The 25151-nt window shown below is 71.8% G+C and carries 22 protein-coding genes and 1 pseudogene; 11 read left to right on the forward strand and 12 right to left on the reverse strand.

The features are described from left to right. Positions 1-92: 92 nt before the first annotated feature. The 4 genes from ACZOOI_RS22125 (at position 93) to ACZOOI_RS22140 (ending at position 2961) form a co-directional block, all read left to right on the forward strand. A complete protein-coding gene (locus tag ACZOOI_RS22125) occupies positions 93-1757 on the forward strand; it encodes a hypothetical protein (protein WP_465277449.1) in 1665 nt (554 codons plus the stop codon). Then, positions 1754-2101 (forward strand): hypothetical protein, encoded by a 348-nt coding sequence (locus ACZOOI_RS22130; protein WP_465277450.1) that lies wholly within the window; start codon positions 1754-1756, stop codon positions 2099-2101. The genes ACZOOI_RS22125 and ACZOOI_RS22130 overlap by 4 nt, the downstream gene beginning before the upstream one ends. 126 nt (positions 2102-2227) lie before the next feature. Continuing rightward, on the forward strand, positions 2228-2464 hold the full coding sequence (secG, locus tag ACZOOI_RS22135) for a preprotein translocase subunit SecG (RefSeq protein WP_026218871.1): 237 nt from the start codon (positions 2228-2230) through the stop codon (positions 2462-2464). Between the two features lie 209 nt (positions 2465-2673). Beyond that, positions 2674-2961, forward strand: a complete 288-nt coding sequence (locus ACZOOI_RS22140) for an RNA polymerase-binding protein RbpA (protein ID WP_020553570.1) — start codon at positions 2674-2676, stop codon at positions 2959-2961. 167 nt (positions 2962-3128) lie between these two features. On the opposite strand, the gene ACZOOI_RS22145 is transcribed toward ACZOOI_RS22140, so the two are convergent. After that, a complete protein-coding gene (locus ACZOOI_RS22145; RefSeq protein ID WP_465277451.1) occupies positions 3129-4490 on the reverse strand; it encodes a hypothetical protein in 1362 nt (453 codons plus the stop codon). A gap of 275 nt (positions 4491-4765) precedes the next feature. Between ACZOOI_RS22145 and ACZOOI_RS22150 the strand changes: the two genes are divergently transcribed. Beyond that, positions 4766-5374 (forward strand): hypothetical protein, encoded by a 609-nt coding sequence (locus ACZOOI_RS22150; protein WP_465277452.1) that lies wholly within the window; start codon positions 4766-4768, stop codon positions 5372-5374. Positions 5375-5472: 98 nt separating this feature from the next. Here ACZOOI_RS22150 and pgl read toward each other — a convergent pair whose 3' ends face one another. The 6 genes from pgl to tkt all read right to left on the reverse strand — a co-directional run bounded on the left by pgl (position 5473) and on the right by tkt (position 14137). Continuing rightward, positions 5473-6228, reverse strand: coding sequence for a 6-phosphogluconolactonase (gene pgl, locus ACZOOI_RS22155; protein ID WP_465277453.1), 756 nt, complete (start codon positions 6226-6228; stop codon positions 5473-5475). Next, positions 6225-7397 carry a glucose-6-phosphate dehydrogenase assembly protein OpcA gene (opcA, locus tag ACZOOI_RS22160; protein ID WP_465277454.1) on the reverse strand — a complete coding sequence of 391 codons (1173 nt, stop codon included), beginning with the start codon at positions 7395-7397 and terminating at the stop codon, positions 6225-6227. The genes pgl and opcA overlap by 4 nt, the downstream gene beginning before the upstream one ends. Next, on the reverse strand, positions 7394-8950 hold the full coding sequence (gene zwf / locus ACZOOI_RS22165; RefSeq protein WP_465277455.1) for a glucose-6-phosphate dehydrogenase: 1557 nt from the start codon (positions 8948-8950) through the stop codon (positions 7394-7396). The genes opcA and zwf overlap by 4 nt, the downstream gene beginning before the upstream one ends. Beyond that, entirely contained in the window at positions 8947-10629 is a 1683-nt protein-coding gene (locus tag ACZOOI_RS22170) for a glucose-6-phosphate isomerase (RefSeq protein ID WP_465277456.1), read from the reverse strand. Before ACZOOI_RS22170 ends, zwf begins: the two co-directional genes overlap by 4 nt. A gap of 175 nt (positions 10630-10804) precedes the next feature. After that, positions 10805-11920, reverse strand: coding sequence for a transaldolase (tal, locus tag ACZOOI_RS22175; protein WP_465277457.1), 1116 nt, complete (start codon positions 11918-11920; stop codon positions 10805-10807). A 126-nt stretch (positions 11921-12046) separates the two neighbouring features. Continuing rightward, the gene (gene tkt, locus ACZOOI_RS22180; RefSeq protein WP_465277458.1) at positions 12047-14137 is read right to left on the reverse strand and encodes a transketolase; all 2091 of its coding nucleotides are present in this window, start codon (positions 14135-14137) and stop codon (positions 12047-12049) included. A 425-nt stretch (positions 14138-14562) separates the two neighbouring features. Here tkt and ACZOOI_RS22185 point away from each other — a divergent pair, with 425 nt between their 5' ends. Beyond that, positions 14563-15507, forward strand: a complete 945-nt coding sequence (locus ACZOOI_RS22185) for a heme o synthase (protein WP_391582536.1) — start codon at positions 14563-14565, stop codon at positions 15505-15507. A gap of 132 nt (positions 15508-15639) precedes the next feature. Next, positions 15640-15999, forward strand: coding sequence for a hypothetical protein (locus tag ACZOOI_RS22190; protein ID WP_465277459.1), 360 nt, complete (start codon positions 15640-15642; stop codon positions 15997-15999). A 62-nt stretch (positions 16000-16061) separates the two neighbouring features. Here the strand turns inward: ACZOOI_RS22190 and ACZOOI_RS22195 are convergent, their stop codons facing one another. Further along, positions 16062-16535, reverse strand: a complete 474-nt coding sequence (locus tag ACZOOI_RS22195; protein ID WP_465277460.1) for a hypothetical protein — start codon at positions 16533-16535, stop codon at positions 16062-16064. A gap of 90 nt (positions 16536-16625) precedes the next feature. Then, a complete protein-coding gene (locus ACZOOI_RS22200) occupies positions 16626-17120 on the reverse strand; it encodes a hypothetical protein (protein ID WP_465277461.1) in 495 nt (164 codons plus the stop codon). A 428-nt stretch (positions 17121-17548) separates the two neighbouring features. On the opposite strand from ACZOOI_RS22200, the gene egtA reads away from it, so the two are divergent. The 4 genes and pseudogenes from egtA to egtD all read left to right on the forward strand — a co-directional run bounded on the left by egtA (position 17549) and on the right by egtD (position 22112). After that, on the forward strand, positions 17549-18799 hold the full coding sequence (egtA, locus tag ACZOOI_RS22205; protein ID WP_465277462.1) for an ergothioneine biosynthesis glutamate--cysteine ligase EgtA: 1251 nt from the start codon (positions 17549-17551) through the stop codon (positions 18797-18799). Continuing rightward, positions 18796-20268: an ergothioneine biosynthesis protein EgtB gene (egtB, locus tag ACZOOI_RS22210; RefSeq protein WP_465277463.1), complete on the forward strand. Its 1473-nt coding sequence runs from the start codon at positions 18796-18798 to the stop codon at positions 20266-20268. Before egtA ends, egtB begins: the two co-directional genes overlap by 4 nt. Then, positions 20268-20987, forward strand: a pseudogene (gene egtC, locus ACZOOI_RS22215) (ergothioneine biosynthesis protein EgtC); the annotation flags it as partial. The gene egtB and the pseudogene egtC, both read left to right, overlap by 1 nt. Before the next feature lie 147 nt (positions 20988-21134). Then, complete coding sequence (egtD, locus tag ACZOOI_RS22220; RefSeq protein ID WP_465281254.1) at positions 21135-22112, forward strand: L-histidine N(alpha)-methyltransferase; 978 nt, start codon at positions 21135-21137, stop codon at positions 22110-22112. A 74-nt stretch (positions 22113-22186) separates the two neighbouring features. Here egtD and ACZOOI_RS22225 read toward each other — a convergent pair whose 3' ends face one another. From ACZOOI_RS22225 to ACZOOI_RS22235, 3 genes are all read right to left on the reverse strand, one after another. After that, entirely contained in the window at positions 22187-23146 is a 960-nt protein-coding gene (locus ACZOOI_RS22225) for a COX15/CtaA family protein (RefSeq protein ID WP_465277464.1), read from the reverse strand. Between the two features lie 92 nt (positions 23147-23238). Continuing rightward, a complete protein-coding gene (locus tag ACZOOI_RS22230) occupies positions 23239-23955 on the reverse strand; it encodes an ABC transporter permease (protein WP_465281255.1) in 717 nt (238 codons plus the stop codon). An 83-nt stretch (positions 23956-24038) separates the two neighbouring features. Beyond that, positions 24039-24968, reverse strand: a complete 930-nt coding sequence (locus tag ACZOOI_RS22235; RefSeq protein ID WP_465277465.1) for an ABC transporter ATP-binding protein — start codon at positions 24966-24968, stop codon at positions 24039-24041. Positions 24969-25151: the final 183 nt, after the last annotated feature.

Here is a 25151-nt window from a genome sequence, read left to right on the forward strand (position 1 = left end):
CTGACCATAAGTCATCGCCAAGTGGCCGGTAGTCGCCCCTACAGGGTGGTTCGGCCGGTCGACCCCAGGGGGTCCGGGTGTCATTTCCAGACATGTCCACAACCGGGGATACCGGTGCCACGCGGTATCTGTGCACGGGCGCGGAGATCGACGAGCGGTTCGCCGCCCGGGTGATCGAGGAACTGTGGGAGAACGCGCACCGCGATCGGGCGCCGTCCTACGGGTACAACGAACAGGCGGTCCTGGAGCACGCGCTGGCCGCACGGCGGCGGCGCATCCTGCGCGACGTGATCGCGTTCCTGGTGCCGGCGGTGATGTTCCTGATCGGCTTCGGCTTCGCGCCCGGGTTGTTCTGGCTCGCGATCGTGGTCTTCGTCGGGCTGCTGACGGTGCGGGCCGGGGTCGCCGGCGGGGGCGGCGTGCGCGACTTCCGGACCCGGGCGGCGGCGCAGGTGTCCTGGGTGGCGGCGCTGCTGTTCGGGCTGATGTTGTACGTGGCGGGCGGGGACACCGGCTTCCCGGACGGCGAGACCCTGGCGGTGACGGTGCTGCCGACCTATGCGGTCGTGGTCTTCGTGGTGTGGATCGAGCGCATGCAGCAGCGGGCCACCGTGGTCACGGATCTGGGACCGGGGCGGACCTGGGTGCCGACCGGGCCGCCGGCGGACGCTGCCGGGGACCCCTGGCCGGGGGCTTTGCAGGGCGCGTTGGCTGAGGTGCTGCCGCCGCGGCCGACGCATGCGCCGGCCGTCCCGGAGGCGGTATTCCCGTCCACGGTGCCGATTCCGTCCAGCGTGCGCTACAGCGGCTACCTGCCGTTCGTGGGCGCGGGCGAACTGGTGGAGAGCTGGACCTTCCCGGTCGAGCTGCGCGGGGCCGAGCCGTCCGTGCTGGACGCGCCGCCCGTGGGCAAGCAGCCGAAGAACGGGTTCACCCCGTTCACGGTCGAGGAGCTCACCGGTGCGATCTGCTCGTCGTTCGAGGAACTGGCCCGGTCCGAGGAGGGCCGCCACCGGTTGTCCGGGTTGAGCGTGCAGATGCACGAGTTCAGCAGCGGGGTGACCGGTGGCCCGGTGCCGCCCCCGGCCGAGGCCACCCGGCGCTACCTGTGCGTGCGGGTGGGTACGTGGTCGCAGGAGGTGGTGGTGTCGGTGCTGATCCGCTTCACGATGGACGGCCGACTGCTGTACACCGAATTGCACGAGCTGGTGCTGCCGCCGATCCGACCCGAGTTCCACGTGGCGGACGAGTGGCTGCACACCGCGGACGCGGCGACGCTGTGGGGCGCGTTCGGCCGCTCGCTGCTGGAGGCGCCGGGGCTGATGATCTCCTCGGCCGGTCGCCTGATGCGGGTGTGGGCGTCGTGGTGGCGCCGGGCGGGCAATCTGCGCGCGGCCGAGGAGCGCACGCTGCGCAACCTCCCGGTGGACCGGGGGGCCCGGGCGTCGGTGCGCGAGCTGGGCGCCTCGGCGAACTACGCCACGTTCTTCCAGAACTCGGACGCGGAGAAGTACCTCAAGCTGATCGAGCGCAAGTTCACCGTCTTCGTGCTGGACTTCCTCCAGCGTCGGAACGTGGACGTGACCGAGTACCGCCAACGCAACGAACTGGTCCTGAACAACGGGATCATCCAGAACGTCGCCGGCGACCTGAACAACAGCGGTGCGATCGTCGCCGGCCGAGGCATCCAGGCGTCCGTACGGGGTTCCGGCGGAGCCGGATCGGGCGCACGATCGACAGCGGGAGGTACCACGTGAACACCGCCGCATCGAACACCGACGAACCGGACGAGAGCGAGCCGCGCGGAAACGACGGGATCAGCCTGTCCGGCGGCCCGGTGAGCAACACCGGCGCGATCGTCGCGGGTGGTGACAACAAGGTGACCGTTCGCCGGACGGGAACGGCCCGGGCGCCACGGAGCGCGGGCCCCGGGCATCCGCTGACCAGCACGGGTGCGCTCGTCGGCGGCAGCGGCCACGAGGTGGACGTCGAGGACACCGGAGACGTGCAGCCGGGCGGCGCGGAGCCCGTCGACGAACCGGCCGAGGGGCCTCGTGGGCACGCGCCGGAGGGGGAGCGGCCCGAGCCGGGTGGGCCGTAATAGTATGATCCGCCGGATTAGCCGAAGGGCCGTACGGCTCCCACTTGCGGGGCGCGGCAGCGTACTCTGTCCGATGGCCGGGAATCCCCGGCCCCCGCGTTCCGCCAGAAGGAGTTGGGCCCGGCCGTGGTCACCGGTTTCTCGATCGCCCTGATCGTCTTCAGCCTGCTCATGGTGCTGTTGGTGCTGCTGCACAAGGGCAAGGGCGGCGGCCTGTCCGACCTGTTCGGCGGCGGCATGTCCTCCTCGCTCGGCGGTTCGTCCGTCGTCGAGAAGAACCTCGACCGCATGACCATCATCGTCGGTGTGTGCTGGTTCGTGACGATCGTCGTACTCGGTCTGCTGCTCAAGAACACGTACTGACAGCGCCGGTTCGGCCGCTGTTTCCACCCGCGCGGTGGCCTTTCTGACGGACTGTCGGAAAAGGCCCACCGCTCGGTTCAACCTTGCGCGAGGCGCACGTACACTGGACGCCAAGCCGCGCAACGGGGGCGCGACCTCAAGGACCAAGGGGAGTTTTTACCGTGGCAAGTGGCAACGCCATCCGTGGGAGTCGGGTCGGCGCCGGCCCGATGGGGGAAGCAGAGCGCGGCGAAGCAGCCCCACGTCTCCGTATTTCTTTCTGGTGCGCGAACAAGCACGAGACGCAGCCGAGCTTCGCGACCGACGCTCAGGTCCCCGAGACGTGGGACTGCCCCCGCTGCGGCCTGCCCGCCGGGCAGGACCAGCACAACCCGCCGGACGCCCCGCGTACCGAGCCCTACAAGACGCACCTCGCCTACGTGCGTGAGCGTCGCAGCGATGCCGACGGCGAGGCGATCCTCGCCGAGGCGCTGGCGAAGCTGCGCGGCGAGCTCTGAGTTCGCGAGTCCGTCCGTGAGTCCGTGAGTTTCGACCCACGCGTGCGGCCGTAGGCCGTGATGGGAAGAGCCGTCGGGAGTCGCGACACACCCTCGGGTGTGTCGACGCTCCCGGCGGCTCTTTCGTCGTGTGCCGGCCCGCGCCGCCCCGAGCCGGCCACGCGTCGTCAGTCGCGGGCCCGCAGTGCCTCCTGGGGTTCGGGGCGGTGCACCTGGCGACGGTTGGCCTGCTGGGGGAGCGGGCGTTGGCCGCGTTCGATCCAGGCGGGCAGTTCCTCGCCGGTGGCCGCGATCCAGCGGCTGCGGACCGCGTCCGGGTCGGCGCGATGCGCCCGGACCAGGGTGTCCCCGGCCAGGTCGGAGACCCGGTCCAGGTTCAGCGCGGTGCCCACGCCCAGCGCCGCGGCCAGGGGCGGGACCGCGTCGGCGGGGCGGCCCGCGGCGACCAGGACGATGCCGTACAGCGCGTAGGTGACCGGGACTTCGGGACGGCGGGCCAACACCGGGTCGGCCCGCACCCGTCTCGCCCGCAGGCGGACCGCCTCCTCCAGCGCGTCCACCGCCTCGTCGTGCGCACCGCCGGCGCTGTGCAGCAGGCCCAGGCTCTGCAGCGACGCGGCGAGTTCGTCCTCACGACGGCCGGCGGGCGCGTGTTCCGCGCTCGCGTAGCCGCGGCGGACCTCGACCGCCTCGCCGGCCAGCGCGATCGCCTCGGGGCCCCGGCCCAGGCGGGCGAGCAGGGTCGCGTGCCGAAGCAGTACGGCGGCCTGATGGGCCTGCGGCGGGCCGATCCCGAGCAGGCGCTCGGCCTCGGTGAAGGCGGCGAGGGCGGCGTCGCCGGCTCCGGTGGCGGCCAGTCGGCCGGCGAGTTCGTCCAGGGACAGGGCGAGTTCGGCGCGATGTCGCTCGGGCGCCTGGGCGGCGAGCGTACGAAACACCTGTACCGACTCGCGCAGCGCGCCCAGCGCGGCCGACTCGTCGCCGTGGTCGCCGAGCCGGGCGCCGAGTTCGCGCAGTGCCACGGCGAGCAGCGGGCGGTGCGCGCGATGGTCGAGCGCGGCCAGCCGGCGTGCGTGTTCGGCGGCGCTCGCGGCGACCTTGACCGCGTCCTCGGCCCGGCCGTCCGCCGCCAGCACGGCCGCGAACGCGCGCAACCCGCCGACCAGCGCGGGCCCGTGCCGACGATGGTCCTTCGCGGCCAGCGCGCCCAGCATCCGGACCGCGGCGCGGGCGGGCGCCGCCGCATCCGCGTGCCGGCCGGCCCGGGTCAGCTGTTGCGCCTTCTCGGTGAGCATCCGCGCCCGGGTGGCCTCGGCGTCGTCGGACTCGGCCGGTGGGCCGGCGCTTCCCGGCGGATTCGATTCCGGTTCGGCCGGATTGTGTCCGTCCCGGCGCGCGAATTCGGCGAAGGACGGCGCGGCGGGCGGGGGTTCGGGCGTGGCTCGGCCCGGACACGGCGATTCCTGCTCGCGCCGGTGCCGGTATTCCTCCAGGTGACGCTCATGGCGCCGCAGCCATCCGAACCGCACGGGTCCCACCTCGCCTCTGGTCCCGAAGACCTCCGCGTGACGCTATCGCGAGCGGGCCGCCGACGGGGCCGAACGGGTACGGATCCGGCCACGGCCGGCGCGTCCGTTCGGTGAGGGGCTATCCACCGAGCGCGATTTTGCCCGAACCGGCGCAGATCTTGGGATTGCCTTCACCTTACGCGTGTTGGTTTTGCGTCCGCACGATTCCAAGATCGCTAATGTGTGCGAGTTCCATCGAAGTACGGGCGTTCCGCGCCCGGCGCACAGGGGGTTCGATGTATCCGACGACTCGCAGGATGTGGGGCGGAATCACCGCCGCGACGGTCGCCGCGCTCACGCTGGTCGCGTGCGACGCGGACGACAAGGACAAGAAGGACAGGCCGAAGGCGGCCGACACGCCGGCCGTCACGGCGCCGGTCGTGGCACCCGCGCCCGGCGGCAGTCCCACCGCCTCCGGCCCGGCGCGCACCCAGGCGCCGAAGTCGGCCAAGCCGTCGGCCGGCGGCGGGTCGGCCGAACCCGGTGGCGACTGCGCGCCGTACACGCCCAAGCCCGGCCACAAGGTCGTGCAACCGATCAAGCGGCCCACCAAGGACTCGCTGTACTACAAGAACACCAAGTTCGTCTGTGACCCCAACGACGGCCACTTCGAGGCGATCGGCGCCGAGCAGACGCCGCTGCTGTTCGCGCCCGGGGCCACCGGCACCCTGGCCGGCCCGCCGCCGAAGAAGGCGGAGTACCTCGGCCAGGTCTGGGACCACATCGACAAGTGCCTGACCCACCAGGGCGACGGCGCGAACACGTGCTCGGCGTTCGGCGTGTACGACATCACCGTGAACACGGCGAACCAGATCACCGACATCAGGGAGATCTGGCACTCCTGATCGGTCGGAGCCACCGACCTCGGCCGGCCCCTCCCACGACGGGAGGGGCCGGCCCGGCGGCACGCGGGAACAGGAACCGCTGACCGGGGGACGCCGATTCAGTCCGGCAGTTTCGACGCCGCCGCTCGATCGAGCAGCCACAACGTGGCGCCCGTGCCGTAGGCCCCGGCCGCCGGGGTCTTCGTCGCGTCGGACGAAGCCCGGGCCGTCGCGACCGCGTCGGCCTTGTCCTCGCCCGCGGCGAGCAGCCACACCTCGTGGGCTGCTCGGATCGCCGGGAAGGTCAGGGTGATCCGGGTCGGCGGGGGCTTGGGGGCCTCCCGTACGGCGACCACCGTGCGCGTCGACTCCGTCGTGGCGGCGAAGCCAGGGAAGAGCGACGCCACGTGCGTGTCGGGGCCGACCCCGAACATGGCCAGCGTGAAGGCCGGCACGGCCGCGCCGTCCGATGCGGCGGCGGCCAGCTCCGCCGCATACCGCCGCGCCGCCGCGTCCACGTCGTCGCCGTCCGGACCGTCGCTGGTCGGCATCGGGTGCACCAGTTCCGGCAGCACCGGGACCGTGTCGAGCAGCGCCTCGCGCGCCTGCGTCTCGTTGCGGTCGGGGTGACCCGCCGGCAGGAAACGCTCGTCACCCCACCAGATGTGCAGCCGGTCGAAGTCGATCGCGCCCAGCGTGGGCGTGAGCGACAACTCGTGCAGCAACGCGTTGCCGTTGCGACCACCGGTCAGCACGATGTGCGCCACGTCGAACTCGGCCTGCGCGTCCGCGACCCGCTGGATCAGTCCGGTCGCGGCCGCCTTGGCCATCAGCGCCGTGTCGGCGTGCACCCGGACCGGGCCGTGAGCACTCACGCGCCGTCGCCCTTCTTCTTCCGGGCGGCCCGCGGCGCCGCGGGCTTGGCCGCGGCGGCCTTGCCCTGGCTCTTGTCGACCGCCTTGCGGGTCGCGACCCGCTTGCCGGCCGCCGCCCCGGACGTGCGCTTGAGTGGCGGAGCCGTACCGACCTCCTTGGCCGGCCGGCGCAGCGGCGCCTCGCCCTCCTCGATCCGCTCCACGTCCTGCACCGGCGTCTGGGACACCGGCGACTCGGTGAACGAGGCCGCGGAAGGCACCCGCGCCGCCTCCAACGCGGCTCGGGCCAGCGTCGCCGCGTACACGTCGTCCGGGTCCAACCGGCGCAGTTCCTCGGCGACCAGGTCGGAGGCCTCGCGGCGCTTGAGCGCGACCACGCGGTCCGGCTGGCCGGGCGAGGACAGCGACGCCATCATCCCGTCCGGGCGGTCGATCACGATCTCGCCGTCCTCGGTCACCAGCGTCACCGAGGTGATCCCGGGGCCACCGGTCTCCACCCGCTCCACGTCGACCTCGAGCCGGTCGGTGAGCCACAGCGCGAGCAGTTCCGCACTCGGGTTGCCCGCCTTCGCGCCGACCTTCGCGCCCAGGATCCGGCTGTACTTCTGGTCCAGCGCCGCGGCCAGCAGGCTGCGCCACGGCGTGGTCCGGGTCCAGGCCAGGTCGGTGTCGCCCGGGGTGTACGCGCTCGCCCGCAGCCGCAGCACATCGGCCCGGCGCGGCGGCGCGGCGGCGTCGGTCACCCGACGGGTGGCCAGCGCGCCCAGCAGGTCCTTGCTGGGCACCTCCGGCGCCCGCCCGGGCCACCACACCACGACCGGCGCGTCCGGCAGCAACAGCGGCAGCACGACCGACTCGGCGTGATCGGCCAACTCGCCGTGCATGCGCAGCAGTACGGTCTCGCCCACGCCCGAGTCGCCGACCCGGACCTCGGCGTCCAGGCGCGGAGCGATCTCCTGGCCGGGGCGGCCGATCACCACCAGGATCCGCGACGGGTGCTCGCGGGCGGCCTCGCCCGCGGCCTTCATCGCGTCGTACTGGTTGGCCTCGTCGGTGACGATGACCAGGGTGAGCACCATGCCCAGGGTGGGGCTGCCCATCCCGCGGCGGGCCTCCACCAGTGCGGCGTTGATCTTGCTCGACTTGGTGTCCGTCAGATCGATCATCATGGGCGGCGCCAGCTCCGTCCGTCACGTGCGAGCATCTCGTCGGCCGCGTCGGGACCCCAGGTCCCGGACACGTAGGGCTCGGGCTTGCCGTGCTGCGCCCAGTGCTCCTCGATCGGGTCGAGGATCTTCCAGGACAGCTCGACCTCCTCGTGCCGCGGGAACAGCGGCGCGTCGCCGAGCAGGACGTCGAGCAGCAGTCGCTCGTACGCCTCCGGGCTCGACTCGGTGAACGACTCGCCGTACGCGAAGTCCATGTTCACGTCGCGCACCTCCATCGCGGTGCCCGGCACCTTGGAGCCGAAGCGCACCGTCATGCCCTCGTCCGGCTGCACCCGGATGACCAGGGCGTTCTGCCCCAGCTCCTCGGTCGCGGTGGCGTCGAAGGGCAGGTGCGGCGCGCGCTGGAAGACCACCGCGATCTCGGTGACCCGGCGGCCGAGCCGCTTGCCCGCGCGCAGGTAGAACGGCACGCCCGCCCAGCGGCGGTTGGCGATCTCCAGCTTGATCGCGGCGTAGGTGTCGGTGCGCGAGTCCGGCGGGATGCCGTCCTCTTCCAGGTAGCCCTTGGCCAGTTCACCACCCTGCCAGCCGCGGGTGTACTGGGCCCGGACGGTGCCGCGGGACAGGTCGTCGGGCAGCTTGACCGAGCTGAGCACCTTGAGCTTCTCGGCGACCAGCGATTCGGCGTCGAAGGACACCGGCTCCTCCATCGCGGTCAGCGCGAGCAGTTGGAGCAGGTGGTTCTGGATCACGTCGCGCGCGGCGCCGATGCCGTCGTAGTACCCGGCCCGGCCGCCGATGCCGATGTCCTCGGCCATGGTGATCTGGATGTGGTCCACGTAGGACCGGTTCCACAGCGGCTCGAACATGGTGTTGGCGAAACGCAACGCCATGATGTTCTGGACGGTTTCCTTGCCCAGGTAGTGGTCGATCCGGAAGACCGCCTCGGGCGGGAAGACCTCGTCGACGACCTTGTTCAGCTCGCGCGCGCTCTTGAGGTCGTGCCCGAACGGCTTCTCGATCACCACGCGGCGCCACGAGTCGGCCTTGGGGTCGGCGAGCCCGTGCTCCTTGAGCTGGCGAACCACCTCGGGGAAGGCCTTCGGCGGCACCGACAGGTAGAAGGCGTGGTTGCCCTGGGTGCCCTGCTGCTCGTCCAGCTCGTCGATCGTCTGGCGCAGCTGGTCGAACGCCTTGCCGTCGTCGAACTCGCCCTGGACGAACCGGAATCCCTCGGACAGCTGCTGCCAGACCTCTTCCCGGAAGGGGGTCCGGGCGTGTTCCTTGACCGCCTCGTAGACGACCTGGGCGAAGTCCTGGTTCTCCCAGTCGCGCCGGGCGAACCCGGTCAGCGCGAAGCCCGGCGGCAGCAGGCCGCGGTTGGCCAGGTCGTAGATCGCCGGCATCAGCTTCTTGCGGGACAGGTCGCCGGTGACGCCGAAGATGACCAGGCCGGAGGGGCCGGCGATGCGCGGGAGCCGGCGGTCCTGCGGGTCGCGCAGCGGGTTCTCCGGCCACACGGCCGGCTTGGACTTGGTGGCCTTGGGGCTCATCGAGCCGCTCCGTTTGCGAGGGCGCGGGCGGCGTCGAGCAGTTGCCCGAGTCCGGCCGCGCGGTCGGTCAGGTGCAGGCGCAGCACCGGGCGCTCGCGCGAGGTGATCGCGCCGAGGTCGCCGAGCGCCTGGGCCAGTTGCAGGCGGCCGAAGCTGTAGGGCTTGGCCGGCACGTCCAGGTCCTCGGCGTTCGCGCCGGTGATCTGGAGGAACACGCCGACCGCGGGCCCGCCCTTGTGGAACTGGCCGGTGGAGTGCAGGAATCGCGGCGCCCAGCCGAAGGTGACCTGCTCGCCGCCCTGTGCCTCGGCCAGCAGCGGGCGCAGCTTGGGCGCGTCGGTGTCGCCGAGCCGGTCCAGGTAGGCCATCACCGCGACATAGCCGTTGTCCGGCACCGCCGCGAGCAGCGCGCGCAGCGCACCGGTGAGGTCGCTCGCCCCGTCCAGGAGCGCGGCGTCGCCGTGCACCTCGACCGCGCCGTCGACGAACGCGGGCGTGCCCACGGGCAGCGGACCGTCGTCGCCCGCCTTGGTCAGCAGCGCGCCGGTGTTGTCCTTGGACTCCTGCACGTTCGGCTGGTCGAACGGGTCGATGCCGATCACCCGGCCGGCAACCGCCGTCGCGTACTCCCACAGCAGCAACTGCGCGCCCAGCGGGCCGGACACGCGCAGGTCGGCCTCGGGCCGGTCGATGTCCTCGTCGCCGATCACGGTACGCACCGCGTCGGCGCCCACCGCGTGGTCGAAGCCGGGCGCGTCCACGTCCTCGACCACGACCGGCAGGATGCCGCGACCCTGCTTGCCGGTGGACTCGGCGATCAACTGTTCGGCCCAGTCGCCGAAGCCGACGATGTCGCCGGTGTTGGCGAGCACGAGCTTGTCCCGGCCGTGGTTGGCGGCGGCGCCGAGCACCGCGCCGAGCAGCAGGCCCGGGTTGTCCCGGTCGCCGGCGAGCGTGGGTGCCAGCGCGGCGGCGTCGTCGAGGAGTTGCTCGACGTCCACGCCGGCCAGTGCGCTGGGCACCAGGCCGAACGCGGTCAGCGCCGAGTAGCGACCGCCGACGTTGGGGTCGGCGAGCACGATCGTGTAGCCGGCGTTGCGCGCGGTGTTCTCCAGCGGCGAGCCGGGGTCGGTGACGACCACGATCCGGCCGGCCAACTGGTCGTTGGTGAGGCCCTCGTCGAGGAAGGCCTGTTCGAACGCGCGGCGGTGGCTGTCGGTCTCCACGGTGCCGCCGCTCTTGCTGGAGACGACCACGACGGTGCGCTCCAGATCCTCACCGAGTGCGCGGCGGACCTGGGCGGGGTCGGTGGTGTCCAGCACGGTGAGCTTCTTGCCGTAGGTGGCGGTGATCACCTCGGGCGCCAGCGACGAGCCGCCCATGCCGGCCAGGACCACGTGGTCCAGGCCCTCGGCGCTCAGGCGCTCGCGCAGTTCGGCGAGTTGCGGCAGCAACGCGCGCGAGGAGGCGGGCAGATCCACCCAACCCAGGCGGATCGCGGCCAGCGACTCGGCCTCCGGACCCCACAGCGTGGCGTCCGAGGCGACCAGGCGCGCGGGCACCTTGTCCACGACGCAGGCGGTGATGACTTCGGCGACTGCGGCGGCGTGCGATAGGTCACCGGAAACGGTGACGTCCACGCCGCCGGCGGTCACGCGTTCGTCGTTTGCGTGTACCACGGGCGGTCAGCCCTCCTATTAATGGGGTGGGAGTGTGCTGAAATCATGCCCTGATTGCGTGGAGTATCCGTCCTGCCGCCGCCGAACGGGTCACGTTCGGCGGCGACGGGACGAAGGGGTGCTGCGCCGGTCGGCGAGGGAGGCCGACCGGGTCCTGCGGTCGTGCGGCGGAGGGTCAGCGCTCCTTGGCCAGCCGGTCCAGCTCGCCCTGCACGGACGCGAGCAGCTCGTTCCAGGAGGTCTCGAACTTCTCGACGCCCTCCTCTTCGAGCAGCTCGACGACCTCGTCGTAGGAGATACCGAGCTTGGCGATCGCGTCCAGGTCGGCCCGAGCCGCCTCGTAGGTGCCGTGCACGGTGTCACCGGTGATGTCGCCGTGGTCGGCGACCGCGTTCAGCGTGGCCTCGGGCATCGTGTTGACCACGCCCTTGACCACCAGGTCGTCCACGTACATCGTGTCGCGGTACGCCGGGTCCTTGACGCCGGTCGAGGCCCACAGCGGACGCTGCGGTCGGGCGCCGGCGGCGGCGAGGGCCTGCCAGCGCTCGGTACCGAAGACCTCTTCGTACGCCTGGTAGGCCAGTCGCGCGTTGGCGACCGCCGCCTTGCCTGCCGCCTTCTTGGCCTCGTCGGTGCCGAGCGCCGTCAGGCGCTTGTCGATCTCGGTGTCCACGCGGGAGACGAAGAAGGACGCGACGGACTCGATTTCGGAGAGGTCGAGACCGGCGGCGCGGGCGCGCTCGATGCCCTCGACGTACGCCTCCATCACCTCGCGGTAGCGCTCCAGCGAGAAAATCAGCGTGACGTTGACGCTGATGCCCTCGGCGAGAGCCTGCGAGATGGCGGGCAGGCCGGCCTTGGTGGCCGGGATCTTGATGAACAGGTTGGGTCGGTCCACCAACCACCACAGCTGGCGGGCCTCGGCGCTGGTGGTCTCGGTGTCGTGCGCGAGGCGGGGGTCGACCTCGATCGACACCCGGCCGTCGCGGCCCTCGGTGGCGTCGTAGACCGGGCGCAGCACGTCGCACGCCTGGCGCACGTCGGCCGTGGTGATCATCCGCACGGCCTCTTCGACGGTGACGCCGCGCACGGCGAGCTCGCGCAGTTGATTGTCGTAGATGTCGTTGCCGGAGATCGCCTTCTGGAAGATCGCCGGGTTCGTCGTGACACCCACTACCTCGCGGTCGCGGACCAGCTCTTGCAGGTTGCCGGACTCCAGCCGCGCCCGGCTCAGGTCGTCGAGCCACACGGCCACGCCCTCGGCGGACAGGCGACGCAGGGGTTCCGTCATGACACTTTGCTCCTTATCGAGTCGGCGGCCGGACCCGGCCGCCTCGTGGGCGGCGGATCGGCGCCCGGCGTGGGCGGTGTCGGGCGGGTGTTGCCACCCGACACCGCCCACAGGGTTACGTGATCTTCAGCTACCGGCGTGCGCCAGGGATTCCCGAGCGGCCGAAACGACCGCCTCGTGGGTCAGCCCGAACTCGGCGAACAGCTTCTTGTAGTCCGCCGACGCGCCGAAGTGCTCCAGCGAGACGATCCGGCCCGTGTCGCCGACCAGCTCGCGCCAGCCCTGCGCGATGCCGGCCTCGACCGAGACGCGCGCCTTGACCGACGGCGGCAGCACGTGCTCGCGGTACGCCTGGTCCTGCTCGTTGAACCACTCCAGGCAGGGCAGCGAGACGACCCGGGTCGGCACACCCTCGGCCTCCAGCACCTCGCGCGCCGCGACCGCGGTCTGCACCTCGGAGCCGGTGCCGATCAGGATCACCTGCGGGGTGCCGCTGGACGCCTCGGCCAGCACGTAACCACCGCGCGCGGTGCCCTCGGCCGAGCCGAACTCGGTGCGGTCCCAGGTCGGTACGTCCTGGCGGGTGAGCAGGATGCCGGCCGGGCGGTCCGTGGTCTCCAGGATCTTGCGCCACGCCACCGCGACCTCGTTCGCGTCCGCCGGGCGGACCACGTCCAGGCCGGGGATCGCGCGCAGCGCCGCGATGTGTTCGATCGGCTGGTGGGTCGGACCGTCCTCGCCCAGGCCGATCGAGTCGTGCGTCCACACGTACGTCGTGGGCAGCTTCATCAGCGCGGCGAGCCGCACGGCCGGGCGCATGTAGTCGCTGAACACCAGGAACGTGCCGCCGTAGATGCGCGTCCCGCCGTGCAGCGCGATGCCGTTCATGGTCGAACCCATGGCGTGCTCGCGAATGCCCCAGTGCACGGTCCGGCCGTAGGGGTTCGCGCCCTTGAGCGGGTTGCCCTCGGGCAGGAACGAACTGCCCTCGTCGATCGTGGTGTTGTTCGACTCGGCGAGGTCGGCCGACCCGCCCCACAGCTCGGGGATGACCGCGCCGAGCGCGGCGAGCACCTTGCCGGAGGCCTTGCGGGTGGCGACCGGCTTGCCGGCCTCGAACTCCGGCAGCACCTTCTCCCAGCCGTCGGGCAGCCGACGGGCGGAGATCCGGGCGTGCTCGGCGGCGCGCTCGGGGTTGGTCTCGGCCCACTTGGCGAAGTCGCTCTTCCACGCCTCGTGCGCGGCGCGGCCGCGGTCGACGACCTTGCGGGCGTGCGCGAGCACGTCGTCGGCGACCTCGAAGTCCTTGGCCGGGTCGAAGCCCAGCACCTTCTTGGTGGCCGCGACCTCTTCGGCGCCCAGCGCCGAACCGTGCGCCTTGCCGGTGTTCTGCGCGTTCGGCGCGGGCCACGCGATGATCGTGCGCATGCCGATCATGGTCGGCCGGCCGGTCTCCGCCTTGCCCGCCGCCAGCGCCGCGTGCAGCGCCTCGACGTCGATGTCGCCGTTGGCCTGCGGCTCGACCCGGATGGTGTGCCAGCCGTAGGCCGCGTAGCGGGCGAGGACGTCCTCGCTGAACGCGGTCTCGGTGTCACCCTCGATCGAGATGTGGTTGTCGTCGTAGACCACGACGAGGTTGCCCAGCTTCTGGTGACCGGCGAGCGAGCTGGCCTCCGCGGAGATGCCCTCTTCCAGGTCGCCGTCGGAGGCGATCACCCAGATGGTGTGGTCGAACGGCGAGGTGCCGGGGGCGGCGTCGGGGTCGAACAGGCCACGCTCGTAGCGGGCGGCCATCGCCATGCCGACCGCGTTGCCCACGCCCTGGCCGAGCGGCCCGGTGGTGGTCTCGACGCCGGCGGTGTGGCCGTGCTCGGGGTGGCCCGGGGTACGGCTGCCCCAGGTGCGGAACGACGCGAGGTCGTCCAGCGTCAGGCCGTAGCCGGACAGGTAGAGCTGCGTGTACAGGGTCAGGCTGGTGTGGCCCGGGGACAGCACGAAACGGTCGCGGCCGGTCCAGTCCGGGTCGGTCGGGTCGTGGCGCAGGAACTTCTGCCAGATGAGGTAGGCCGCGGGGGCCAGGCTCATGGCCGTTCCGGGGTGGCCGTTACCGACCTTCTGAACGGCGTCCATCGCCAGCACGCGAGCGGTGTCGACGGCTCGCTTGTCGAGGTCGCTCCAGTCGAGAGAGCTGTTGTCGGGGGTCGGCTTGGTGCTCACCCTGTTCAGGGCTCCTTCCGGGGTCTTCCGGGATAGGCCGAATAAAAGCGGCCGGCTCGGGACCTTCGCCCCGGCGCCTCAGGCACGTGGCCGAGCCTACCGGGGGTGACATGGTCCCTCGCTCGGAGGACGCCCACGCGGGTGGTGACGTTCACCTTGTGGACAGGACGGGAGATACGTGGGGGCCGGGTGCGACGCACGGTGGGCACGAGGCCGGACGCACGACGACCTTCGTCTCGGCTACCCGGCGGTGCCGCGGGCATGCCCCCGAGGGTTTGTGCCCCTGGTGAGGGACTACAGTTTCCTGCTAGTGGGTCCGGGCCTGGACGCTCCGACGCCGCTTGCATACCGCTTACATATTGACGAGCAAACCGGCTTCCGGGCGACACCCGGGCCCGGCCGAAAACGCTGCTGATGGGGTGTTCGTGACAGCCGTCGAATCCCGACCGGCCGGGCTGGTGGGAAATGCGCCCGCCGGCGCCCGCCCGCCGATGGCCCGGATTCTCGCATTCGTGGCCCTCACCAAGCCGCGCATCATCGAACTGCTGCTGATCAGCACGATTCCGGTGATGTTCCTTGCGGCGCACGGCCTGCCGGACCTGGGTCTGGTGCTCCTGGTCGTGTTCGGCGGGTACCTCTCGGCGGGCAGCGCGAACGCCTTCAACATGTACCTCGACCGGGACATCGACCGGCTGATGCACCGCACCGAACGCCGGCCGCTGGTCACCGGAATGGTGTCGCCGCGCGAGTCGATCGTGTTCGCGAGCGTGCTGGGCGTGGTCTCCACCGCGTGGTTCTGGTTCCTGGTCAATCCGCTGTCCGCGGCGCTTTCGGTCTTCGCAATCTTCTATTACGTGGTCGTCTACACGATGCTGCTCAAGCGGCGCACGCCGCAGAACATCGTGTGGGGCGGCATCGCCGGCTGCATGCAGGTGTTGATCGGCTGGACCGCGGTGACCAATTCGCTGGACTGGGCCCCGGTGGTGCTGTTCGCGGTGATCTTCTTCTGGACGCCGCCGCATTATTGGCCGCTGTCGATGAAGTTCACCGACGACTACACCAACGCCGGCGTGCCGATGTTGCCGGTGGTCGCGGGCAACAAGGTCGTGGCGAACCAGATCGTGGCCTACAGCTGGGTCATGGTCGGCGTCTCGATGCTGCTGTGGCCGGCCGCGGACACCGGCCCGCTCTACCCGATCGCGGCGGCGCTGCTGGGCATCGCGTGGTTGTGGGAGGCGCACGGTCTCCAGCGTCGGGCCAAGGCCGAGATCACGGGTGGCAAGCTCAAGGAGATGCGGCTGTTCCACTGGTCGATCACCTACCTGACGCTGCTGTTCGTCGCGGTGGCGGTCGACCCGCTGTTGTTCTGATCCGATTCGGCTGGTGCGGTCCGGCTTTTCGATCCGATCCGGTCCGGTTGATCCGCGCGATTGCGGGTGACGTGATCCGGACCACGCGCATTCGCCCGGATCCGGCGGCGCGCCCTCGGTAATGTGGGCGCCATGACGGACACCGAGACCACGACGGCCACGCCGGACCCGGGTTCCCCGGATGCGCGGGTCGAGCGACAGGTGCGCAGGATCGCCAAGCACATCGAGCGCTTCACCGCCGCACACGGCGGCGGGGGCGACGCGATCGTCGAGTACGTCGGGCGCGACGCGACCCGGATCGTGCTCGTCGGGACCGACGGGGCGTGGGGCGACCAGGTCGTCCGCGACCCGGACATCGCGCGTGCGGCCATCGCCAAGGCGGGCGTCACGCTGCACGAGGAGTTCCCGAACGACCTCGCGGCGAAGGTGCGCACGACCAAGTACGAGTGGTCCCGGATGGCGGGCCTGCAACTGGGCGGCTCACAGGGCTGAGTGACCGGGCCGTCGTGAGCCGTGCGCGACCGGCACCGCGTCCTCGATCCTCTCTCCCGGTATCACCCGGGCCCTCCGTACGGGTTGAGGGCCCGGAATCGGACGGTGTCGCTGCGCCGGTCGAACCAGAGTTTGGTGGAGTAGCCGTTGCCGTCGCGGTCGAGTTCGTGCGAACGGATCCACTGCGGGTTCTTCGGCCCCTCGCCCGCGAGCGACTTCTCGAACCAGGAGGAGAAGTCATCGGCCGGCCCCTCGGAGACGAAGGGGTGGGCCGCCGTCAGCTCGGCGAGTTTCCCCGGGGTCAGCCGGGCGAAGCCGGAGAGCACCAGGTCCGGCGACGGTAGGTCCCGCTCGTTGTCCCGGCTGCTGACCCACTTGGCGTCGGTGAGCGCGCCGAGCAGGGGGAACGCCCGTTCCAGCGGTGCGGTGTCGGTGTGCCAGTCCTCCTCGGCTCCGTTCGTCACCTGCCGCACGGCCCACCAGGCGGGTAGGACCGCCAGCCCCGCCCCGATCGCCAACAACTTCCGTCGCTCCAACGCGTCCTCCTCATGTCCGCTGCGGGGGGCGCCTCACCGGGATCGAGCGCCTCACCCGGGCCACCCGTCGATCACCACCACATGCGCGTCCTAAAGCAGGCCCACTCGGCGGCGGAGGTCGGCTTCGGGGGTCAGGGTGCTCGGATCGATCCGGGTCCGTTCGGGGACGTACCGCTCGTAGAGGGGCTCGCCGCCGCGCGGGATCGGCTGCCGGTCGAGGAGTACGAGCAGGTCGGAGCGGGCGCATGCGTACGCCCGGACCGCCCGCACCGCCTCGTCGTGGCGCTCGTCGCTCGGATCCTCGTCCCTGACCCGCACCGCCTCGTGCGCCCGGTCCTCCGCGGCCCGGGCCCGAACGTAGGTCGGCGCGACGTCGTGGTGCCAGGCGGCGAGGTCGAAGAGCAGCCTGTCGCGGCGGGCCGCTTCGAATCCGTGACCCGGATCCTCCGCGGCGCCCTCGGGCGCCGGCGCGAAGAAGGCGAACCCGCGCTCCCGGTGCAACGGATGGTCGTGCTCGTGTCTGCCGGTGTAGCCGTCCAGGTCGATGGGCGGCATCGGGGTCGGCGTCGGCTGCGCGGCGGTCATCGCACCATGACAGGGCACGCGCACGGCGTTGTCCAGCACCGGTCGCGTCGTCGCACGGACCGATGATCGCCGGCCGGCCGGCCGGCCGGCCGGCCGGGCGGGCGGACCCGGGCCCGGGCCCGGGACCGGGCGGATGGCCGACGACCTGCACCCCCGTGTCGAGCGATACCCCGCGCCCCGCACCCGGGCCCGTGCCCCCCGCGCGCCACCTGCGGATTTCGCCCGGGTGTAGCCAGGGCAACCAGGTGGTCTCGTCCCGGGGGTGTTCGGGCGTCATGTGGGCGTGGTTCGGGGTTCACGGGGGTACGGGTGTTCCGGTCTTGTTCGCCGGGTACAGCAGAGCGGGAAAGTGACATGAGGGACCGAACCGGGGACCTCGCCCGGGACCGGACCCGGGACCACACGATGGACCGTAAGGAGTGAGGGCGATGGCTACCGCTCTGAAGGAGGACGACGCACAGGCCCACGTGCACGGCGTGTGCTTCAAGACCGGCCCACCCGCACGGGTCGGGATCGAGCTGGAATGGATCGTGCACGACGGCGCCGACGCCCGCCGGGAGGTGGCGCCGGAACGGCTGGACGAAGCCCTGGCCCCGGTGAAGGCGCAGGGGCTGCCGTTCGGCAGCAGATTGACCCGCGAGCCGGGTGGGCAGGTCGAGCTGAGCTCACCGCCCGCCACCTCGCTCGCCCGATGCGCCCAGGACCTCCGGGCCGACACGGCCGCCCTGGCACAGGCGCTGGCGGCGAGCGGACTGGTGCTCGCCGGCCACGGCCTGGAGCCGTATCAGGACCCGCCACGGATCGTGGACCATCCCCGCTACCGGGCCATGGAGGCGTACTTCGACCGGGACGGCGGATGGGGCCGGATGATGATGCGCGGCACCGCGTCCGTGCAGATCAACCTGGACGCGGGAGAGGAGGGCGACGGCCGCCGGGGCTACCGATCGCGCTGGGAACTGACCCACCGACTCGGCCCCGTACTGGTCGCCGCATTCGCCAACTCCCCGCTGTGGCAGGGCAAACCGACCGGATGGCGGTCGACCCGCCAACTCGTCTGGGCCCGGATGGACCCCGGCCGCACCCGGCCGCCGGAACCGCCGCCGGGAGCCGACCCCGACCCGCGCGCCGCATGGGCGTGCTACGCGCTGGACGCCCCGCTGCTGTGTGTACGCGGCAGTTCGACGGACGGCTGGACCGCACCCGAGGGGCTGACCTTCCGCTCCTGGTTGCGCGGCGCACCCGGAGTGCGTCCACCCACCCTGGAGGATCTCGACTACCACCTGACCACGCTCTTCCCGCCGGTCCGCCCGCGCGGCTGGCTGGAGTTGCGGATGATCGACGCCCAGTGCGGTGACGACTGGGTCGTTCCCGCCGCGATGGCCGCCACCCTCTTGGACGACCCGGTCGCGGCCGAGGCGGCCTGGGAGGCGACCGAGCCGCTGTGCCCGAACGGCTCGGCGGTGCCGACCGATTCGGTCTGGAGCCGGGCCGCCCGACTCGGGCCCGCCGACCCGGTACTCGGCAAGGCGATTCGGGCGTGCTTCGCGGCCACCGAGAACGCCCTCTCCGACAACGGCGCCCCCGGCCCGCTCCGTGCGGCCGTCGCCGAATTCACCAGGCGCTACGCCGAACGGGGCCGATGTCCCGCGGACGACCTGCTGGAAAGGACCAGTCGATGAAGTCGTTGAAGCCATCGCAGTCGCCGAAGGCGTCGAAGCAGTCGAAGCGGTCCCGGCGAGCGAGGTCGCAGGCCGCACAACCGACTGAAGCCGGCCGGCCCACCCGATCCACGCGACCCGCAGAGCCGACCGACGCGCACGTCGAGCCCCCGGTCGCCGACCGCCGGACGATAGCCCGGGAGGCGCTGGCCCGGGCCCGACGCCGGACGCTGGCCCTCACCGACTGCCTGACCGACGAGGAACTGACCGCCCAACACTCCCGGTTGATGTCGCCGCTGGTCTGGGACCTGGCGCACATCGGCAATCAGGAGGAATTGTGGCTGGTCCGCCGGGCCGGCGGTGAACCGGCGCTGCGTCCGGACCTGGACCCGCTGTACGACGCATTCCGACACCCGCGTGCCGACCGGCCCGCGCTGCCCCTGCTCGGGCCCGAGCAGGCCCGGGAATACGTCGGGATGGTGCGCGAACACACCTCGCGCGTACTGGAATCCGTCGACCTCGGCACCGGCGGCGACCCGCTCCTGGCCCAGGGATTCGTGTTCGGCATGCTCGCCCAGCACGAGCAACAGCACGACGAGACCATGCTGGCCACCCACCAACTGCGACTCGGGAAACCGGTGTTGGACGCGCCCGCGCCGCCCGGAGCGACCGAAGCGGATGCCCTGCCGCGGGAAGTCCTGGTCGCCGCAGGACCGTTCGAGATGGGCACCGACACCGACCCGTGGGCGCTGGACAACGAACGACCCGCGCACATCGTGGACGTACCGGAGTTCTGGTTGGACACCGTGCCGGTGAGCAACGCGGCCTACCAGGAGTTCATCGCCGACGGCGGGTACGCAAACGAGCGTTGGTGGAGTCCGCAGGGTTGGCGACACCGACAGGAGGCCGACCTCACCGCGCCGTTGTTCTGGCGGCGCGAGGGGGACACATGGCTGCGCCGGCGGTTCGGCCGGACCGAACCGGTGCCGCCCGACGAACCGGTCCTGCACGTGTGCTGGTACGAGGCCGACGCCTACGCGCGCTGGGCCGGTCGGCGGTTGCCGACCGAGGCCGAGTGGGAGAAGGCGGCCCGGCACGATCCGGCCGGCGGGCGCTCGCGGCGGTATCCGTGGGGTGACGCGGAGCCCACCCCCGAACACGCCAACCTCGGCCAACGGCACCTGCAACCGGCGCCCGCCGGCGCGTACCCGGCGGGTGCCGCGGCGTGCGGGGCCCGGCAGCTGCTCGGCGACGTCTGGGAGTGGACCGCCTCCGATTTCCTTCCCTATCCCGGGTTCGCGGCGTTCCCGTACCGGGAGTACTCCGAGGTGTTCTTCGGCCCCGGCCACAAGGTGCTGCGCGGTGGCGCGTTCGGCGTGGACGAGGTGGCCGCTCGAGGCACGTTCCGCAACTGGGACCTGCCGATTCGTCGGCAGATCTTCGCCGGCTTCCGGACCGCCCGCGACGCGGCGCCCCGGGAGGCGCGCTGATGTGCCGTCATCTGGCCTATCTGGGACCGGAGATCACCCTCGCCGAGGTGCTGACGGACCCGGCGCACGGCTTGTACGAGCAGTCCTGGGCGCCGCGTCGGCAGCGCTACGGGACGGTCAACGTGGACGGCTTCGGCTTCGGCTGGTACCCGGGCGGATCGGCCGAAGCGGCGCCCGGCGACGCGGCCGAGGCCGTCGTGGACGTCGAACCCGCCCGCTACCGGCGGGCGTTGCCGATCTGGGCCGACCCGAATCTGCCCGACCTGGCCCGCACCGTGCGCAGCGGCGCGTTCCTGGCCGCCGTGCGCAGCGCCACCGCCGGCACCAGTCAGGACGAGGCCGCGGCAGCGCCGTATCGGGACGGCCACTGGCTGTTCAGCCACAACGGCGCGATCCCGGACTGGACCCGGTTGCCGATCGGGCCCGCGCTCGACCCGGCCGACCTGCTGACCCTGGAGGCGCGCTGCGACTCGGCGCTGCTGTGGGCCATGCTCGCGCGCCGAGTCCGCCGGCGCGAGCCCGTCGGCGGGGCGCTGGCCTCGCTGGTGCGTGGGATCGCCGAGGTGCGCCCGAATGCCCGGCTCAACATGCTGCTCACCGACGGGGCGACCGTCTTCGCCACCCGATACGGGGACACCCTCTGGTACCGCACCGCCCCCGGGCGGGTCCTGGTCGCCTCCGAGCCCGACGAGGACACGGTCGGCGGTTGGGGCGCGTGGGTCGAGGTACCCGATCGTTCCCTCCTCGTGGCCACCCGCAGCGGTGTCCGCATCGCCGCGATCCGCCCCGTACGGGCCGTCGCCGCACGTCCGCCATCCGCCGCACAGGCACAACGTCCGTCATCCGCCCCACAGGAACGGCGTCCCATGAACAGCCGCTTCACCCTCGACCACCGGCTGCCGGCCGACTACTTCGACACCACCCTGCGCGCCGACGTGCTCCGGGGCCTCACCGCGCCGACCAAGTCGTTGCCGCCGAAGTGGTTCTACGACGCGCGCGGCAGCGAGTTGTTCGAGGAGATCACCCACCTGCCCGAGTACTACCCCACCCGCGCCGAACACGAGATCCTCACCCGGCGTGCCGAGGAGATCGCCGCCGCCACCGGGGCCCACACCCTGATCGAGCTCGGCTCCGGTTCCTCCCGCAAGACCCGGCTGCTCCTGGACGCGCTCACCGCCGCCGGCACGCTGGACCGCTACGTGCCGCTGGACGTGAGCGACTCGGCGCTGACCCGGGCCGGTGAAGCGCTGTGCCGCGACTACCCGGCGCTGCGGGTCGCGGCCACGGTCACCGACTTCGAACACGACCTGGCCCTCGCCGACGAACCCGGCCCCCGCCTGCTCAGCTTCCTGGGCAGCACGCTCGGCAACCTCGACCCGGCCCAGCGCGTGGACTTCTACCGCATCCTGCGCCGTGCCCTGAGCGCCGACGACACCCTGCTGCTCGGTGTCGACCTGGTCAAGGACCCCGGCGTGCTGGTCGCCGCCTACGACGACAGCCAGGGCGTCACGGCCGCCTTCAACAAGAACGTGCTGCACGTGCTCAACCGCGAACTCGACGCCGACTTCGACCCCGATGCCTACGATCACGTCGCCCTGTGGAACGCCGAGGCGGAGCGCATCGAGATGCACCTGCGCTCCCGCGTCGACCAGACCGTCAAGATCCCGACCCTCGACCTCTCCGTCGACTTCGCGCGCGACGAACTGCTGCGCACCGAGATCTCCACCAAGTTCCGCCGTACCCCGCTGGAAGCCGAACTCGGCACGGCAGGCTTCACCATCCGCCACTGGTGGACCGACCCCCGGGAGCGCTTCGCCCTCCTGTTGGCGGTCCCCACCCGCTGACCCGGGAGGTCGGGAACATCGAAACGGGTCGAACCCGCGAGGGTTCGACCCGTTTCCGCGCCGACGCCCGACGGTCAGTAGCGGGTGGCGACCGGTTCGCGCAGTTCGGCGTCGTCGAAGTGGCCGGCCTCGGCTTCGGGCGATGCGTCGCCGCGGACGCGCAGGCCGAACAGGGCGCGGGTGGCGGTGACCACGGTGAGGGCGGCGCCGAGCATGTGGGTGAGGACCATCCACTCGGGGAGGCCGTTGAAGTACTGGATGTAGCCGATCAGGCCCTGCGGGACCAGCACGGCCAGCAGCCACCAGATGCGGTGCTGGGCGTCCGCGGGGGCGTCGGTGACGCGCAGGGCCAGGGCCAGGGCGACGGCCGCGCCCAGGAGCAGGAAGGCCAGGTCGGCGTGCAGCCAGGCCACCTGGTCGATGTTCACGTCGAAGCGCTTGGCCTTGAGGTCGCCCGCGTGCGGCCCGGACCCGGTGACCACGGTGCCGATCACGACCAGCGCGCCGGCCACGGCCAGCGTGCCGTAGCCGAACCAGCGGATTTCCGGGCGCACCAGCAGCCGGGCCGGCGCGTCGCCCTCGCCGCCGCGTTCGTACAGCGCGACCGCCGAGGCGATCAGCAGCATGGACAGGAGCAGGTGACCGGCCACCGCCATCGGGTGCAGGTCGGTCAGCACGGTGATGCCGCCCATGACGGCCTGGCCGACGACCGTGCCGATCTGGATCCAGGCCAGCGTGGTGATGTCCTTGCGGCGCACGGTCAGCCGGTATGCGGCCACCACGCAGGCCACCGCGATCGCGCCGACCACGTAGGTCAGCATGCGGTTGCCGAACTCGATGTACGCGTGGTGGCTGACCGCCTGGTGCGGCGTCCAGTTGCTGGTGTCCTTGTCGCACCGGGGCCAGGTGTCGCACCCCAGGCCCGAGTCGGTGAGTCGGACGAGACCGCCCGTGACGACGATGCCGATCTGCGCCACCAGGTTCGCGAGGAACACCCGGCGGGCGACGAGGGGGGAGACGGCCTGCAGACTCATGCGCGACATGCTACGTCGTGAATGAATTCACAAGCGCACCAGGGGTGTCGACCGATGCCGATCCCGCACCGCATCCGCCGCGCTCGCGGACCTCACTCCCACCGGAAGAAGCGCGCCGCCGCGCCCAGGCCCAAAACCGCCCAGACCGCCAGGATCGCCAAGTCACCCAGCGGCAGCCCCGATCCGTCCCGGAGCACGTCCCGCAGCCCGTCCGACAGCGCCGAGATCGGCAGCAGCGCGAGCGTGTGCTCGACCCCGGAGGGGAACTTGTCCAGCGGCACGATCACCCCGCCGCCCAGCAGCAGCAGGATGAACACCAGGTTCGCGCCGGCCAGCGTGGCCTCGGCGCGCAGTGTCCCGGCCATCAGCAGGCCCAGCCCGGAGAAGGCCGCGGTGCCCAGCAGGAGCAGCAGGAGCACCCACACCGGATTGCCGTGCGGCGACCAGCCCAGCGCCAGCGCGATCACCACGAGCAGCGCCACCTGGAGGACCTCCACCAGGACCACGCAGGCCGTCTTGGCGACCATCAGCCCCCACCGCGGCAGCGGCGTCGAGCCGAGCAGCTTGAGCACGCCGTAGCGGCGCTCGAACCCGGTCGCGATCGCCTGCCCGGTGAACGCGGTCGACAACACCGCCAGCGCGAGCACGCCCGGGGTCAGGAAGTCCACCCGCTCGCCGTCTCCGGTGTCCACGATGTCCGCCGAGGAGAAGACCACCAGCAGCAGCGTCGGGATGATCACCGTCAGTAGCAGCTGCTCGCCGTTGCGCAACAACATCCGGGTCTCCAGCGCGCTCTGCGCCAGGATCATCCGGCGCAGCGGCGCCGCCCCCGGCGCGGGCGCGAACGTACCGCGCGTCCCGTCCTTCGATACCGCAGCCTTCGCCACCGCGCTCAACTCCGCAGCTCCCGTCCGGTCAGCTCCATGAACACGTCCTCCAGGCTGCGTCGTTCCACCGTCAGCCGCTCGGGCATCACCCCGTGCTGCGCGCACCACGAGGTCACCGTGGCCAGCAGCTGCGGGTCGATGTCGCCCTCGATCCGGTACGCGCCGCGGGAGACCTCCAGCGCCTTGGCGCCCTCCGGCAGCGCGTTCAGCAGCGAGCCCAGGTCCAGGCCGGGTGGTCCGGCGAAGCGCAGCGAGTTCTCCGCGCCGTCGTGGCACAGCGCCTCGGGCGAGCCGGACGCGATCACCCGGCCCCGATCCACGATCGCCACCTCGTCGGCGAGCCTTTCGGCCTCGTCCATCAGGTGGGTGGTCAGCACCACGCTCACTCCGTCGCCGCGCAGCTCGCGCACCAGGTCCCAGGTGGCGTGCCGGGCGTGCGGGTCGAGTCCGGCGGTCGGCTCGTCCAGGAAGACCAGCTCGGGGCGGCCGACCACGGCGAGCGCGAGCGCCAGGCGCTGCTGCTGTCCGCCGGACAACCGCCGGTAGGTGGTCCGCCCGCACGAGCCCAGGCCCAGCCGCTCGATCAGCATCGACACGTCCAGGGGGTGGGCGTGCAGCTTCGCCACGTGGCGAAGCATCTCCTCGGCGCGCGCCCCCGAGTACACGCCACCCGACTGCAACATCACCCCGATCCGGGGCCGCAGCGCGGCGGCGTCGCGCACCGGGTCCAGGTCGAGCACCCGCACCTCGCCCGCGTCGGCGCGCCGGTAGCCCTCGCAGATCTCGATCGTGCTGGTCTTGCCGGCACCATTGGGGCCGAGCACCGCGGTCACCTGGCCGCGTTCGACGGTGAGCGAGAGCCCGTCCACGGCGGTCTTGTCGCCGTAGCGCTTGACCAGGCCCGTGATCGCGACTGCCGGCGGCGAGGAGTCCATGACGAGTCAGTCTAGAAAGGTCTCGGCACCCCTCGTGGCGGGGTCGTCCGGATCGACCCATCTGACGTGCCGTCAGGAAATCCGCAGGTCGGGCCGGGTGCGACGCGAGGTGTGTTGTTAGGCACACCTAAGTGACGGACCGCACGTGATCGCCGTTTGGCCTGGGGACCGATTAACGCAACA

The sequence above is a fragment of the Embleya sp. L77 genome (genome assembly GCF_055557415.1).

Coding starts and splice junctions, on each gene's coding strand:
- ACZOOI_RS22125 (WP_465277449.1), top strand. CDS start 93: ATGTCCACAACCGGGGATACCGGTGCCACGCGGTATCTGTGCACGGGC.
- ACZOOI_RS22140 (WP_020553570.1), top strand. CDS start 2,674: ATGGGGGAAGCAGAGCGCGGCGAAGCAGCCCCACGTCTCCGTATTTCT.
- ACZOOI_RS22150 (WP_465277452.1), top strand. CDS start 4,766: ATGTATCCGACGACTCGCAGGATGTGGGGCGGAATCACCGCCGCGACG.
- opcA (WP_465277454.1), bottom strand. CDS start 7,397: ATGATGATCGATCTGACGGACACCAAGTCGAGCAAGATCAACGCCGCA.
- zwf (WP_465277455.1), bottom strand. CDS start 8,950: ATGAGCCCCAAGGCCACCAAGTCCAAGCCGGCCGTGTGGCCGGAGAAC.
- tal (WP_465277457.1), bottom strand. CDS start 11,920: ATGACGGAACCCCTGCGTCGCCTGTCCGCCGAGGGCGTGGCCGTGTGG.
- ACZOOI_RS22190 (WP_465277459.1), top strand. CDS start 15,640: ATGACGGACACCGAGACCACGACGGCCACGCCGGACCCGGGTTCCCCG.
- ACZOOI_RS22200 (WP_465277461.1), bottom strand. CDS start 17,120: ATGACCGCCGCGCAGCCGACGCCGACCCCGATGCCGCCCATCGACCTG.
- egtA (WP_465277462.1), top strand. CDS start 17,549: ATGGCTACCGCTCTGAAGGAGGACGACGCACAGGCCCACGTGCACGGC.
- egtB (WP_465277463.1), top strand. CDS start 18,796: ATGAAGTCGTTGAAGCCATCGCAGTCGCCGAAGGCGTCGAAGCAGTCG.
- egtD (WP_465281254.1), top strand. CDS start 21,135: ATGAACAGCCGCTTCACCCTCGACCACCGGCTGCCGGCCGACTACTTC.
- ACZOOI_RS22225 (WP_465277464.1), bottom strand. CDS start 23,146: ATGAGTCTGCAGGCCGTCTCCCCCCTCGTCGCCCGCCGGGTGTTCCTC.
- ACZOOI_RS22230 (WP_465281255.1), bottom strand. CDS start 23,955: ATGATCCTGGCGCAGAGCGCGCTGGAGACCCGGATGTTGTTGCGCAAC.
- ACZOOI_RS22235 (WP_465277465.1), bottom strand. CDS start 24,968: ATGGACTCCTCGCCGCCGGCAGTCGCGATCACGGGCCTGGTCAAGCGC.